Genomic DNA, 13,671 nt, shown 5'->3' on the forward strand with positions numbered 1-13,671 from the left:
CATGGTGTCGACCAGTTAACCACTATCTTATGTTAACACTTCTCACATAAGATAGCCAAATTTATTTGGCATATTCGCTTATATCCCCCGGTTGGAAACCGAGGGTTTTACGCATCACACTTCATAAAAAACCAAAAACCTGGTCGAGGTTGACCAGGTTTTATCGAGTTTACAGGTTTCAAATTGTTAAACTAACTAAATAATTGAAAGTTAATAACTAAGGTGGACTTGAAACTAACAAACTCAGCATTCTTGCGTTTTTCCGCTTTGGGATTTGGCTTTGCCTTATACGTTCGGCTTTTTACCACTTCTACATTTGATATGCTGAAATTTGCTTGGGTTGATGACAGGGGACACTGAGTCATTTACCCTTTTGCTTTGGTTTTCTTTTATTTGGTGTCCTACTATTTAAGTTATCACGTAGTTTGTAAGTTACAACCCTTAGTTTAATAAAGTTGACGTTTTGTTAGATTTTGCAATCTATATTCAGAGGTTTGATCCCCAGCCATCTTTTTAAGAGAGTTAAGGGGATCTTCAAGCGATCAGCATGGCTAACCAAACTATATTGTCATCAATCCCACATAATTGGACTATTATCCAGATAGTCGGTGACAATACGTCCAATGGCATCAATTTCTGCCAATTGGGCGGCGGAAAGCTTGATTTGGGACGCTAATGCGTTGTCGCGTGCTTGTTCGGGATAACGCGCCCCGGCGATTGCATTTGTTTGGGGTTGGGCAATTAACCAGGCCAAAGCTAACTGAGCAAGGGTACAATTATGAACAAGGGCTATAGGACGCAATTTTTGTAGCGCTTGTTGAGCACGTTCAAAATTTTCGCCTTGAAACAGTTTATTTTTAGCACGGTTATCTTCTGGGTTAAATTTATGACCGAGAGCAAATTTGCCTGTTAACAACCCCTGCGCTAAAGGCGAATAAGCAAGGATAGAAATATTATTTTCAATACAATAGGGCAATGCATCTTGTTCTACCTGCCTCCAGAATAAAGAATAGGGTGGTTGTAAACTATCAATACGTCCATAACTTGCTGCTTGAGCTAACTGGGCGTAGGAAAAATTGGAAACACCAATGGCTCGAATTTTACCTTGCTCTTTGAGCAGGTTAAGAGCGCTCATAGTTTCCTCAATAGGTACTATTTCACTATTGAAAGCACCGGAGGGCCAATGTATTTGGTAAAGGTCGATGTAATCAGTTTTCAGGTTGGTTAGAGAACGATTGCAAGCTTCAATGACTTGTTGATACTTGAGATGGTTAGCGAAAACTTTCGTGGCATACTCCACGCGAGTGCGTACATCAGATAAAGCTTCAGCGACAATTCGCTCAGAGTGTCCTTCACCATAAACTTCAGCAGTATCAATTGTGGTGATACCAGCTTCATAAGCGGCTCGGATCGTTTTAATCGAGTCAACATCCTCAATTCCCACCCACATTCTTTTACCAGCTTGCCAAGTTCCCATCAGAATGGGTGTGATTTGGACTTCAGTTGTACCTAGCAATCGCTTTTCCATAACTGCTTCCTAATTCATTTCCCTGGATAGTTTCACACTTTATCGGTCTTAGCTTGAAATTAAATCAGAGTTACAGTAGATGCTGATGGAATTGACTACAACTTTTCATGCTCTCAAAGAATGGGCAGTCGCCGTAAATGCCTTGGAAAATGGCAAAACAATTATGTTGCTCCGCAAAGGCGGTATCCATGAACGAAATGGACATTTCCAAGTTGCCCACAAGCAAATTTTGCTTTACCCTACTTATGAACATCAACAAGCTTTCATGCTCAAAGCTGAGTATGCCGATCATGTTTATCCAGTAACATCAGGTTGGCATCCAGAGACAGTTCGCATCGGCAGTTGGGCTGAAATTACAGATATTTTGCCAGTGAGTGACGAATTTCTTGTCAACGCCTTGCTTCCCTTCCATATTTGGAACGAGCATTTCATTAGCGATCGCCTGAAATGGAAACCACGCCAACCCCTTTATATTCTCCTCTTGCGGGCATATAAACTACCCGAACAAGAAATTCCCTACTATCCTAAATACGGCGGTTGCAAGTCATGGATTGATTTAGAACAACCAATTCACTTGCAAGGAGCACAACCAGTTTTGTCTGACTTTGCATACACCCAATTAGTACAGACAATTCGCCAGATTGTTGGCGATAAGTTGTATGCTCCATCCTTCTAAATCTAATGCCAAGTAAGGATTTTAGATGTTACCGAAGAAATAGTTAGGAGCGGAGCCAAAGACGCTCCGCTTTTCTTTATGGAATTTCATAAGTAATTTCTTAGATTTGCGCTTATGTAACCAGAAAAACAAATAGCTTGATTGTAAACTTCAGAAAAAATAGTAGTTATTGTTACGCCAAAACGCAAATAACGCGGATAACATTATAAAAACCTCACCCTATAAACAAGGTGAGGCAAAGCTGTTTATCTTTGTGTCCTATTAGCAGCTGTCCTCCAGACTATGACTTGTTAAGTAATTATCCTGAAGGGGATAAAACTTAATTACACTTTGTCTAAAGTATTAGACAATAAAGTACCCCACAAGGGTGATAAATGACTTGACAAAAGTCTGCTATTATGCGTTATTAGCTAAAACAAAGGAGTTTGCAATGCATCGACAAATGTGCTGGTTACCTAAGTCTGGTGGCGACGGAGAAAAAATTTTGTATTTGCAGACAGAACCCAATCAACCTTGGCGTCCCTACACAGCTTTTGGACATTTCACAGTCCCAGATTATCAAATACCAGGTGGTTCTAAAGGTTGGGCAACTTATCAAAAACTTCTCAAAGCAGGCTGGACACTAGTACCTAGCGCACGGGCAAACGAGTTTGGCGGCAGCAGCTACGCAGAGTCAAAAGTCCAAAATCAATAGCCTAAGGAGGCAGAAGGCAGGAGGGAAGAAAGCTGCATAGTTATTTTGACCGTGCTGTACTAGTTTTCATAAACCTCTGGGGGAACCTTCACCGCGAGGATCAGCCGCCCCTTCTAAAGTTCCATCAGATGTTACAGCGATCGCATTACCATTACCCCAAGGAGTAGTTTCCTTAATTTTATGCCCCCGACGGCGTAAGTCTTGTACAGTCAGAGCATCCAAACCCCAAGATTCTACGCGCAACTCATCTGGAAGCCATTGATGATGTATGCGTGGAACAGAAACAGCTGCACCAACATCCATGTTGTATTCCAGCACATTCAGGATTACTTGCAAAACCTGGGTGATGATAGTGCTACCACCAGGCGTACCTGCTGCCATACGGAAATGACCGCTTTCTGTAACAATTGTGGGAGTCATGCTGGATAAAGGAGTTTTACGGGGCGCAATGCTGTTGGCATCATTACCAACTAAACCAAAGGCATTAGGCACTCCTGGCGCAGCCGCAAAATCATCCATCTCATTGTTGAGGACAATTCCAGTTCCTGGCGTTACCACACCAGCACCAAAGCTGAGGTTAATCGTGAAAGTCAGACTTACGGCGTTGCGTTCTTCATCCACAACAGTAAGATGACTGGTTTCAGGAGATTCATGCCGAGTCACGTGCAGTTTCAGAGGCTGATCAGATAAACTCTGATTATTAGCTCGACTAAAACGTTGTAACGTCTTTTTGTCTACTGGCTTGACCTCGGTCGAAGGTCTAGCCATTTGCATATTTATTTCTTGACGGCGTTTTTTAGCGTAAGCTGGATTGAGCAGTTCTTGGACAGGGACTTTGACAAAATCAGGATCGCCTAAATATTCTGAACGATCAGCGTAAGCAATCTTCATTGCCTCTACCATTAAATGTATAGTGTCAGGATGATGCCATCCCAAAGATTTCAAATCAGTGTTACCGATAATATTTAAAATCTGCAATAGATGAATGCCTCCCGATGATGGTGGTGGCATTGAGCAAATTTTAGCTTTACGAAAATTGCCACAAACGGGAGTTCGCCAAATTGTTTTGTAGGCTTTCAGGTCTTCTAGAGTAATTAAACCACCATTTTTTACCATATCAGAAGCGATCGCACGAGCAATACTTCCGGTGTAAAAACTTTGGGGATTTTGGGCAATTGCTGTTAAAGTGCGTCCCAAATCACGCTGCACTAGCTTCTCCCCTGGTTTGTAAAATTCACCATTGCGAGTGAAAATTTCCCGCGCTGCTGGATTGTTTAGAATTGCTTGCTTGCGCGATTGGTTCGTTTGCAGAGAACGCCAAGTTGATACATCGCCTAGAATAAAGCCATCTTTAGCGAGTGCGATCGCAGGTTTCATTACCTCTTGCCAAGAAAGCTTACCATAGCGACGATGCACTTCATAAAGTCCCGCCACCGTTCCTGGTGTGCCTACTGCCAAATAACCATTAATACTTGCATTTGGGCGCACCTTTCCTTGTGCGTCTAGATACATATTTCTTGTGGCTTTCAGGGGTGCGCGTTCGCGGAAATCTAGGGCTTTCATGTCCCCAGTTTTCTCAGAATGCATCAGCAAAAATCCGCCGCCACCGATTCCGGCTGAAAAAGGCTCAACTACGGAAATTGCAAAAGTTGTGGCGACAGCTGCATCCACTGCATTACCACCTTTGCGTAACATTAAAATTCCCGCCTCACTTGCTAAGGGATGGGCCGAAACCACCATTCCTTTTTTGCTGCGTAGAGGTAAAGTTAAGGCGGCTGATGCGACTTGAGTGCAAAGGAAGACACTGAAAGAAAAGATGGCGATCGCTACGCCCGCCGGACGCATCGCAATCTTTTTTGATTTAGCAACAGTAAGCATTTTTATGCCATTTTGTTTGATATTTCTTAGCCTAGCGTTAAGGTGTGCATTTGATACACATAAGTTGTCCTAAATAATTTACAATTATCTTTTTACTCGCAGCTTTCACAGCCTTTGTGGTTCATTAAATTGATGAATCCTGTAATCGCCCATCCTCAATGTAAACAGTGCGATGTCTGGCGACAAGCCACTTTACATCTACGGCAATATCTCAAATGTGAGCTAATATGGATACCGTAATTACACCAGAAAGAATCGAGTTACCACCTGGCGCGGTGTTGAAACTTTTGGGTAACTGGCAAGACTATCAAGTATTGAGCCAGCAACTAGGCGATCGCTCCTCGCCTCGGATAAAATATCGACCTGGAGAAATTTTGCTAATGGCACCGCTACCAGAACATGGAAGAGATGCCAGCTTGCTGGCATTGATAGTAATAGCTCTACTTGACCACTTAAACCGCATATACGACTCATTTACGCCCATAACCATGAGCTTGCCAGAGATTAGCGGTATTGAACCAGACTATTGCTTTTACATTGAAAATTGGAGAGCAGTAGTAGGCAAAAAAAGAATTGATTGGGAGTCAGATCCACCACCAGATTTAGCAATTGAAATAGATGTGACAAGCTACACCGACATTAATGATTTCTTACCTTATCGAGTGCCAGAAGTTTGGATATTAAAAAATAATTGCTTGTTAATTTATAGATTGCAGGAAGAAAGTTATGTGCTTACAGAAAGCAGCTACTTTCCTAACGTCAGAGAAATTGTGCAGCAATGTCTCCAAATGGCCAATGAGCAAACAACAAGTGAAATTATTAGGTGGTTAAAGAACTTTTTGCGTGGTCAACAGTAGCATGTGTTACGGCTTCCATAACGCACCATTTCAGCTTTTCTGTACATTACACTAACGCTTAATTGCGAATTACGTTAGCGCAGCGTTAGCGACGCAGGAGCGTCATTACGAATTACGAATTATTGTAATTCCTTCGATTTTAGAAACTCCCGAACAACATCTTTAATCTCACGTAATTCTCCCTCAACTAAATAATTTAATTGTCGCATTTCATCTGCCGAAATTTTTCCAGCAAGTGAAGCGATCGCTGTTCTTAATTCGGGATATTTTTTTAAGATTTCTTGTCGGACAATTGGCACAGTTTCATAAGGTGGAAAATACTGCTTGTCATCCTTTAGTACAACTAAACCCAAGCGAGAAATCTGCCCGTCAGTGGAATTACCCGCCACCATATCCACTTGTTTTTGAATTAAAGCACGATATATCAAACCCAAATCCATAATTTGGGGTGGTTTAGCAAAACGTAAATCGTAAGTTTTAGCTAATCCTGGAAAACCATCTTCCCGTTCTAAAAATTCATAGCCGAAACCGCCACGCCACTGCGGTGTATATTGAGTAGCCTCAGAGATAGTTTGAATATTGTTGCGCTTGGCATCTTCACCCCGAATAATCATCGCAAAAGTGTTTTCAAAACCCAAGTTTGGCATCACTTCCAGATTGAATTGCTGGGCATATATTTGTTTTACTATTTCATAAACTTCTTTGGAGCCATTAACTGGTTTTTGCTTTAAAATTGCAGTCAAAGCTGTTCCTGTATACTCAATATAAGCATCAATTTTGCCAGCAATGATAGCATTATGACAAACAAAAGAACCACCCAAACGAGGGCGACGGGTTACCTTTAAATTAGTTGTTCTCTCAATTTGCTGTGCTAAAAGTTCACCTAAAATATCTTGTTCAGTAAAATCTTTAGAAGCAACGATAATATTACCCTCATTGCTACTACTATTTAAATTTGGTGTGCAGCCAGTGATTAGCAATAACACAGCAAAACTTAAAAAGAAAAGTGTCAAAAATCTTTTCATTATTAGCTTAATTTTTAATTTTTAATTTATTCTCCATCCAGCCAATTGCGAAGTCAGCCAATAATGCAATTGCCGCCGCCGGAACTGCACCAGCTAAAATTAACTGATTGTTCACTACTGATATCCCGCGAAAAATAAACACTCCCAAACCACCAGCACCAATTGCTGCTGCAATAGTTGCAATACCTATGGCAATTACTGTTGCTACTCGCACTCCTGCCAAAATTACTCCCATTGCCAAGGGAATCTCAACTTGTAATAATAATTGTCTATCTGTCATTCCCATGCCTCTCCCAGCTTCTCGAATCGCGGGATCTACGCCAGTAATACCTGTATAAGTATTACGAATTATCGGCAGCAAAGAATATACAGTCAGGGCAACAATTGCTGGGACTGCACCAATTCCACCAATTATAGGTACAGGAATGAGTAAGCCAAATAGTGCCAAACTAGGAATAGTTTGAAAAATATTTGCTATACCAAGAATTGGCTGACGGAGATAGGTTTTGCGTGTAATCAAAATACCTAATGGAATGCCTACAAGTATGGCAATTCCAATTGCAATCCCGACTAAAAATAGGTGTTCGAGAGTATGCTGAAGAATTTCTGGGGCATACTTAACAAGGAAGAAATCTTTCATAAAGTATCTTGGAGGGAACGCAGACATTGGAGAAAGGCTAGGCTTTCTGGATGTTGCGATCGCATAAATTCATCTTTTGTCCCCAATACTACCAATTCTCCGCCACACATTAAACCAATTCTCGATGCCAATACAAAAGCTTCTTGAATATCGTGGGTGACGAAAACAACTGTCTTGCCTAACTCTTGCTGCAAATGCCGAAACTCCTGTTGCAGTTCTAGGCGCGTAATGGGATCGAGTGCGCCAAAGGGTTCATCCATTAACAACACTGGCGGATCTGCTGCTAAAGCCCTGGCTACACCAACTCTTTGCCTTTGTCCTCCTGAAAGTTCGTGCGGGTAACGCCCGGCGAATTGTGCTGGTTCTAAGCCTACTAATTGCAACAATTCATAAACCCGCATTTTAATTTGTTTAGATTGCCAACCTTCCAAAGCCGGGACTAAACCCACATTGCGTTCAACTGAAAAATGGGGAAATAAACCAATTTCTTGAATGACGTAACCAATTTTTCGCCGCAGTTTAATTTCATCCCATTCAGTTGTAGGAACGCCATCAAATAAAACTTCGCCTTGTGTCGGTGTAAATAGGCGATTAATTAACTTCATTGTTGTAGTTTTGCCGCTACCACTGCGCCCCAGTAATACCAGTGCTTCTCCTTGGTGGATGCTGAAATTGAGATTTGACACCAAGGGGCGATGATTGCGGCTAAAGGTGACATCGCGGAATTCGACGGCGGTTTGGTTATTTTGCGGCATGAGTAGCTTTTGGTGGACGCTAGCTGCTTACAGCTTATATGTATTAGAGACTGTTTGTAAATGATTATGAAGTGACCGAATAAGACTTTGCTAGTCGTTTTAACATTAAACGAATCATCACTTTGTAAATCATAGACTCGCTCATTTCTGGTAAAAGTTCATAATCCTTACTCAAGCGAAGATATTGATTCTACCATCCAAATGTATGCTCAACAATCCAGCACTTAGGTAGTACTTGAAATCCCGGTTGAGTGCGACCAATAACATCATAAAAAAATATACCATCGCTATAGAGGCAGGGGACAGGGAGCAGGGAGCAGGGGGAGGGATAGTCGTAGTGAAGTCCAGAAATTGGATAATTTAATTTCTGGAAGTCCCTTACGCCAAAACCCATGACTTATGTATCAGCCCAATTACGGAAACTCGTAATTGAAAGAGCGAACCAAAGGTGTGAGTACTGCTTATTTCCTCAGATTGCTAACACCCTTTTTCAATCCAATCCCACAGAAAACAATTTACCAACTTGCGCCAAATCTACATTCCCACCGCTGATGATGACACCAACTCTCGCCTCTGGTGCTGTCACCACACCTTCTAGTAAGGCTGCTGCTGCAAGTACTCCGGTAGGTTCAACGACAATTTTCAGACGTTCCCACAAGAAAAACATGGTGCGAAGAATCGCTTCTTCCGATACCGTCACCATATTATCTACGTAATGCAGTACTAGGGGGAAAGTAATTTTACCAAGGCTAGGAGTCCGCGCACCATCGGCGATGGTATCAGGATTTTTGACTGTTTGCAGGGTTTTGGTGTGAAAGGAGCGGGTAGCATCGTCGGCAAGTGCTGGTTCTACGCCGATTACTTTACAATTGGGTAAAAGTGACTTGGCTGCGATCGCACATCCTGAAAGTAATCCGCCACCGCCACAACAAACTAATAATAAGTCTAATTCACCAACTTCTTGAATCAGTTCTAAAGCAGTTGTCCCTTGTCCGGCGACTACATGGGGATGATCGTAAGGAGGGATGAGTGTCAAAGAGCGCTCATGTGCTAAATTTTGGGCTAATTCTTCTCGGTTTGTTTCTTGGCGATTGTATAAAATTATCTCTGCACCATAGCCACGAGTCGCAGTTTGTTTGACAATGGGTGCATCATCAGGCATGACAATAGTGGTGGGAATATTTAGTAATTTTCCAGCTAAAGCGATCGCTTGGGCATGATTTCCCGATGAATAGGTGAGAACGCCTGTTTGTTTTTGTGCTAACGATAGTTGGGCTAAGGCATTATACGCACCTCTAAATTTAAATGCCCCTGTGCGTTGAAAATTTTCGCACTTAAAGAATACTTGGCTATTGGTGCGATTGTTAATGATTCTAGAAGTTAGCACAGGGGTGCGATGGGCAATTCCCGAAATTTGCTCTTGTGCTGCTTGTATATCAGTTATATTAACGGAATTATGCTGTGACATTAATGACAATATTAAATATTTTTACTCTTGTTTATATAGATACAGATTTTTATATTTGCGTCTATTATGCTTGATTGAAGCATACTTATTCCAGGTGGATAGCATCATTTATTGTCTACATAAAAATAGCTACAGTAAATATTATATATTGCTGTAGATAAATTTATAAAACTTAAATTAATTAACTCACATTCGCCATTTTTCTAGCATGAATAAAACATCTGAAAGTCGGCAAAAAAGAACTGCTTTAATTACAGGAGCGGCTAGTGGGATAGGCTATCAATTAACCCAGATTTTTGCTCGTCATAGTTATAATCTGGTATTAGTGGATAAGAATGAAGAAAAACTTACTGAAATTATAGATGAATTCCCGCAAAAGTTTGGCATTTTTGTGAAAACTCTTACTAAGGATTTATCTATCCCAACATCGCCAGAAGAAATTTTTACCGAACTCCAGCAAGAATCCATCAAGATTGATGTGCTGGTTAACAATGCTGGCTTTGGTACTTATGGAGCATTTAGCGAAACAGACCTTAGCATTGAACTGCAAATGCTCCAGGTAAATATGGTGAGTCTGACTCATTTAACAAAGCTATTTCTCAAGCATATGGTCGAGCAAGACTATGGAAAAATATTAAATGTAGCCTCAGCGGCTGCTTTTCAACCAGGGCCTCTAATGGCAGTTTATTTTGCTACTAAAGCTTATGTCTTATCATTTTCAGAAGCGATCGCTAATGAATTAGAGGGTACAGGTGTTAGCGTGACTGTTCTTTGTCCAGGGCCAACAGCATCAGAATTTCAACAAACTGCTGCAATGGAAGATTCAAAGATTGCTAGCGTTAACAGAATGATGGATACGGCAACCGTTGCTAAAATTGGTTATCGGGGCTTAATGAAAAACAAAACTGTTGTTGTTCCTGGGATGAGAAATAAGATATTGACTGAAAGTGTCAGATTTACACCCAGAAATTTAGTAACAAAGGTTGTGAGAAGTATGCACGAACTTAAAAAAAATAGGTAGTCCGATATTTTATCCTTTTTCAACTAAATCGCCTGAGTTACTTTTCTCATACAATAAATAAGTAATGGCAATTAAATTGAAAGTGCTGAATATTAAAGGTGATGAATGCGCCAAGAAAATAACTAAATCTATTCAGACTATGGAATCTGATCAAAAGTAGATGTTAACGTTGATACTAAAACTGTAACTGTAGAAGCGGCGGCTTCTGAAGAGTCGATTAAACAGATAGTTCAATCTGCTGGTTATACGATAGAAGGCTATTAATTACTTCATCTAAATTTCTGAAGATATTTAGATGAAGTAATTTAGTCGGTTCAATTGCTTTGTTACATATAGCGGTTCTCGTTTACGTGAATTACACTCGTAGGGGCACGGCACTGCCGTGCCCCTACACCTAGCGATATAATGTTGTACCGCATCTGAGTGGGAACCGCTATATTCGCCCGGTTTCCGGGCGGAATATTATAATAAAGAGTATTTTTCTCTTCCGACATACTTGAAATACTTGGTTTTCGACTTAACTTATAAGCTGCAACAGATACAGCTAAAGATCGGAGGATTTTAAAAGTATTGCTGTATATTTGTTTGTTCTGAAAAAAATGTTAAAATTTCCGGTACTAGTTTTCAAGAACGGATTAACATGGGGTCATAGATTTGACATTCCTGAACTCCATAATTGCCCAAAATCAAGCTAGCCGATTCAAGCTCTTTGTCTGTACCACTAACGATAAGTATGTAATTACCTTGAGCAATTTGCTCGTTGTAAAAACGTGCCCAATCATCTGCTATTCCTAGCCTCATAGCGTCAAAGCGCTCACTTAAATTAATACCAGTTAACCCAATCAATTGAGAAAGGTCTTTGCAAATTAAAGACATCTGATTTGCTGAAAACCCTGCGACATACATATCGTTAATTGCTGCTCTAGTATTATCTATGCTATCGAAACAATTAACAGCATACTTACTCAAAATTCCACTTTTATTAGGAATGATATTAGCAGAATTTGTAGATAATTTCTCACTACTTATAGGCTCATAAATGCCAAATTCTTCAATACCCCAACGCTGGAGAATTGCTTCTACTTTAGCAATTTCAAAAGATGTACAATCGACGATTATGAAATAGTGTCCATGTTCTACTCGCTCGTTATATGCTTTAGCTTGCTCTTCTGATATTCCCCAACCAACTAATGCACCAGCAAAAGTCCCAGTAGCAGCACCAATACTTGCTCCGACAAGGGTTGTAACCAAAGCAGTTGCAGCTGCGCCAGCCAGCATTATTGGCCCAACTCCAGGGATGGCTAAAGTCCCAAGACCTACTAATAAACCAGTCAACCCACCAACAGCGCCCCCTGAAAGCCCTCCTACTGTTGCACCTTCGTCAGCTTTATCACCAGTGCGCTCTTTTATCTCATTATCGGCAATCTCATGATTGCGGTCTGCATTCTGTACAACTACAGATACTTTCTCCATCGCCAAGCCAGAATCTCTCAACTCATGTAGTGCCTGTTCTGCATCTCTACGATGAGTAAATACGCCTACAGCGCGTTGATATTGACTTAAAACCATTATTGCTCCTTGATAGCAGGGGAAAATTAATTTTCCACAAATCTAGTTATTTATTACCTGTAATCTTAAATACAACCTTATTTAACTCAAAACTATCCTAAGTAATAAAATTCATTACAAACCCCGCCCTCAGTATAAGCAGGGCGGGGTAGTTTATAAAAACCCGATCAACAGATTCTTTCGTCTAAAAAATCCGTTGATCGGGTTTAACCATTTGCAAAAAATTGTCTAAGATTAGGCTCTATCTACTTTGAGAGTTCTGGCGTGAAGAGAATGTGACTTTCACCAATGCGATCAAATGCAGGTGTAGACCAGCGATCGACTACTTTACCTAGAATTGACATTTCTTGAACTAAGCGGTCAAATTTATCAGGGGTGAGAGATTGGGGCCCGTCAGATAAAGCTTTTGCAGGATTGGGGTGAACTTCAATCATCAAGGCATCTGTACCAGCTGCGATCGCAGCCATTGCCATCGATGGAACATATTCAGACCTACCTGTACCATGACTAGGATCAATCATAATCGGTAAATGGGTTAGCGATCGCAACACCGGAAGCACTGATAAATCTAAAGTATTCCGGGCGTATTTGCCATCAAAGGTTCTGATTCCCCGCTCACAAAGAATTACATTTGGGTTTCCAGATGCCAAAATATATTCTGCCGCCATCAGCCACTCGTCAATTGTGGCAGACATCCCCCGCTTCAGCAGCACTGGTTTATCTTGAGCGCCTACCTTTTTCAGCAACGAAAAGTTGTGCATATTCCGCGCTCCGATTTGGATCACGTCAGCTACTCTCGCCACTGCTGATAAATCGGCAGCATCCATGAGTTCTGTAACGATACCCAAACCAGTAGCTTCACGCGCTGCTGCTAATAAATCTAAAGCGCTTTCACCATAACCTTGAAAGGCATAGGGTGAGGTGCGGGGTTTGTAAGCTCCACCACGCAGAAACTGTGCTCCTGCTGCCTTCACCCGCTTTGCCGTTTCCACAATCATCGCTTCATTCTCAACGGAACAAGGCCCAGCTACCACTACGATCGGATGATGTTCGCCGAAATAGACATCACCGTTGGGTGTAGGTACAACAACCTCGCTAGCTTCTCCATGTCGGAATTCTCGACTTACCCGCTTGAAAGGTTGTTGCACCCGCAATACTTGCTCAATCCAAGGGCTGAACTCTTGAACCTGTAATTTATCGATGCTAGTGGTATCACCAATTAGCCCTAAGACAACTTTATGAGTGCCAACGCTTTTTTCTACCGTGACTCCCCAAGTCTCACTCACTTCTTGGCTGATGCGAGTAATTTCCTCAACAGGCGTACCGCTTTTAAGTATGATAATCATCTGTTTTTCCTTCCGTATAGTTTTTGGATGTAATACAGTTCGTTCGTAGGGGTACAGCAATGCTGTGCCCTTACCTTGGTCATTCGTGCAAAAATTCAGCAAGTTGCTCAAGTTTTGTCCAAGCCGCACCGCTTTGCAGAACTTCCTTAGCAAGGGCAATACCCTTAACACAACCGGCTAAAACATCAGTTTCCCCATGAATGGCTTCACCAAC

12 protein-coding genes and 2 pseudogenes are annotated in these 13,671 nt (G+C 41.4%); 5 read left to right on the plus strand and 9 right to left on the minus strand.

Features of this window, described 5'->3' with window-relative positions; translation table 11 throughout:
- Nucleotides 1-571: 571 nt before the first annotated feature.
- Nucleotides 572-1,528 carry an aldo/keto reductase gene (locus tag H6G92_RS36350; protein WP_190901426.1) on the minus strand — a complete coding sequence of 319 codons (957 nt, stop codon included), beginning with the start codon at nt 1,526-1,528 and terminating at the stop codon, nt 572-574.
- A gap of 79 nt (nt 1,529-1,607) precedes the next feature.
- Between H6G92_RS36350 and H6G92_RS36355 the strand changes: the two genes are divergently transcribed.
- Both H6G92_RS36355 and H6G92_RS36360 read left to right on the plus strand, forming a co-directional pair.
- Entirely contained in the window at nt 1,608-2,204 is a 597-nt protein-coding gene (locus H6G92_RS36355) for a DUF1802 family protein (RefSeq protein WP_190901427.1), read from the plus strand.
- A gap of 430 nt (nt 2,205-2,634) precedes the next feature.
- Complete coding sequence (locus H6G92_RS36360; protein WP_190901428.1) at nt 2,635-2,898, plus strand: hypothetical protein; 264 nt, start codon at nt 2,635-2,637, stop codon at nt 2,896-2,898.
- 66 nt (nt 2,899-2,964) lie between these two features.
- On the opposite strand, the gene ggt is transcribed toward H6G92_RS36360, so the two are convergent.
- Nucleotides 2,965-4,776 carry a gamma-glutamyltransferase gene (gene ggt, locus H6G92_RS36365; protein WP_190901429.1) on the minus strand — a complete coding sequence of 604 codons (1,812 nt, stop codon included), beginning with the start codon at nt 4,774-4,776 and terminating at the stop codon, nt 2,965-2,967.
- Nucleotides 4,777-5,003: 227 nt separating this feature from the next.
- Between ggt and H6G92_RS36370 the strand changes: the two genes are divergently transcribed.
- The gene (locus H6G92_RS36370; RefSeq protein ID WP_190901430.1) at nt 5,004-5,633 is read left to right on the plus strand and encodes a Uma2 family endonuclease; all 630 of its coding nucleotides are present in this window, start codon (nt 5,004-5,006) and stop codon (nt 5,631-5,633) included.
- A 119-nt stretch (nt 5,634-5,752) separates the two neighbouring features.
- On the opposite strand, the gene H6G92_RS36375 is transcribed toward H6G92_RS36370, so the two are convergent.
- The 5 genes and pseudogenes from H6G92_RS36375 to H6G92_RS36390 form a co-directional block, all read right to left on the minus strand.
- Nucleotides 5,753-6,658 (minus strand): glycine betaine ABC transporter substrate-binding protein, encoded by a 906-nt coding sequence (locus tag H6G92_RS36375; RefSeq protein ID WP_190901431.1) that lies wholly within the window; start codon nt 6,656-6,658, stop codon nt 5,753-5,755.
- A 7-nt stretch (nt 6,659-6,665) separates the two neighbouring features.
- Nucleotides 6,666-7,298, minus strand: a complete 633-nt coding sequence (locus H6G92_RS36380) for an ABC transporter permease (protein WP_190901432.1) — start codon at nt 7,296-7,298, stop codon at nt 6,666-6,668.
- Nucleotides 7,295-8,053 (minus strand): ATP-binding cassette domain-containing protein, encoded by a 759-nt coding sequence (locus H6G92_RS36385; RefSeq protein ID WP_190901433.1) that lies wholly within the window; start codon nt 8,051-8,053, stop codon nt 7,295-7,297. The genes H6G92_RS36380 and H6G92_RS36385 overlap by 4 nt, the downstream gene beginning before the upstream one ends.
- Before the next feature lie 64 nt (nt 8,054-8,117).
- Nucleotides 8,118-8,303 (minus strand): annotated as a pseudogene (locus H6G92_RS40035) (transposase); the annotation flags it as partial.
- A gap of 240 nt (nt 8,304-8,543) precedes the next feature.
- Nucleotides 8,544-9,521: a threo-3-hydroxy-L-aspartate ammonia-lyase gene (locus tag H6G92_RS36390; RefSeq protein WP_190901434.1), complete on the minus strand. Its 978-nt coding sequence runs from the start codon at nt 9,519-9,521 to the stop codon at nt 8,544-8,546.
- A 208-nt stretch (nt 9,522-9,729) separates the two neighbouring features.
- On the opposite strand from H6G92_RS36390, the gene H6G92_RS36395 reads away from it, so the two are divergent.
- A complete protein-coding gene (locus tag H6G92_RS36395) occupies nt 9,730-10,542 on the plus strand; it encodes an SDR family NAD(P)-dependent oxidoreductase (RefSeq protein ID WP_190901436.1) in 813 nt (270 codons plus the stop codon).
- Between the two features lie 64 nt (nt 10,543-10,606).
- A pseudogene (locus tag H6G92_RS36400) lies at nt 10,607-10,806 on the plus strand (heavy-metal-associated domain-containing protein).
- Nucleotides 10,807-11,166: 360 nt separating this feature from the next.
- Here the strand turns inward: H6G92_RS36400 and H6G92_RS36405 are convergent.
- Nucleotides 11,167-12,111, minus strand: a complete 945-nt coding sequence (locus tag H6G92_RS36405; protein ID WP_190901438.1) for a general stress protein — start codon at nt 12,109-12,111, stop codon at nt 11,167-11,169.
- Nucleotides 12,112-12,356: 245 nt separating this feature from the next.
- Nucleotides 12,357-13,457: a 3-deoxy-7-phosphoheptulonate synthase gene (gene aroF, locus H6G92_RS36410; protein ID WP_190901440.1), complete on the minus strand. Its 1,101-nt coding sequence runs from the start codon at nt 13,455-13,457 to the stop codon at nt 12,357-12,359.
- Nucleotides 13,458-13,671: the final 214 nt, after the last annotated feature.

Origin of the sequence: Nostoc foliaceum FACHB-393, from assembly GCF_014698505.1 — a bacterium.
Lineage (GTDB): Bacteria > Cyanobacteriota > Cyanobacteriia > Cyanobacteriales > Nostocaceae > Nostoc > Nostoc foliaceum_A.

Bases quoted from the DNA above. Each gene is read 5' to 3' on its own strand.
- H6G92_RS36405 (WP_190901438.1), bottom strand. From the start codon at position 12,111: ATGGTTTTAAGTCAATATCAACGCGCTGTAGGCGTATTTACTCATCGT.
- aroF (WP_190901440.1), bottom strand. From the start codon at position 13,457: ATGATTATCATACTTAAAAGCGGTACGCCTGTTGAGGAAATTACTCGC.
- H6G92_RS36350 (WP_190901426.1), bottom strand. From the start codon at position 1,528: ATGGAAAAGCGATTGCTAGGTACAACTGAAGTCCAAATCACACCCATT.
- H6G92_RS36360 (WP_190901428.1), top strand. From the start codon at position 2,635: ATGCATCGACAAATGTGCTGGTTACCTAAGTCTGGTGGCGACGGAGAA.
- H6G92_RS36370 (WP_190901430.1), top strand. From the start codon at position 5,004: ATGGATACCGTAATTACACCAGAAAGAATCGAGTTACCACCTGGCGCG.
- H6G92_RS36390 (WP_190901434.1), bottom strand. From the start codon at position 9,521: ATGTCACAGCATAATTCCGTTAATATAACTGATATACAAGCAGCACAA.
- H6G92_RS36375 (WP_190901431.1), bottom strand. From the start codon at position 6,658: ATGAAAAGATTTTTGACACTTTTCTTTTTAAGTTTTGCTGTGTTATTG.
- H6G92_RS36385 (WP_190901433.1), bottom strand. From the start codon at position 8,053: ATGCCGCAAAATAACCAAACCGCCGTCGAATTCCGCGATGTCACCTTT.
- ggt (WP_190901429.1), bottom strand. From the start codon at position 4,776: ATGCTTACTGTTGCTAAATCAAAAAAGATTGCGATGCGTCCGGCGGGC.
- H6G92_RS36380 (WP_190901432.1), bottom strand. From the start codon at position 7,298: ATGAAAGATTTCTTCCTTGTTAAGTATGCCCCAGAAATTCTTCAGCAT.
- H6G92_RS36395 (WP_190901436.1), top strand. From the start codon at position 9,730: ATGAATAAAACATCTGAAAGTCGGCAAAAAAGAACTGCTTTAATTACA.
- H6G92_RS36355 (WP_190901427.1), top strand. From the start codon at position 1,608: ATGCTGATGGAATTGACTACAACTTTTCATGCTCTCAAAGAATGGGCA.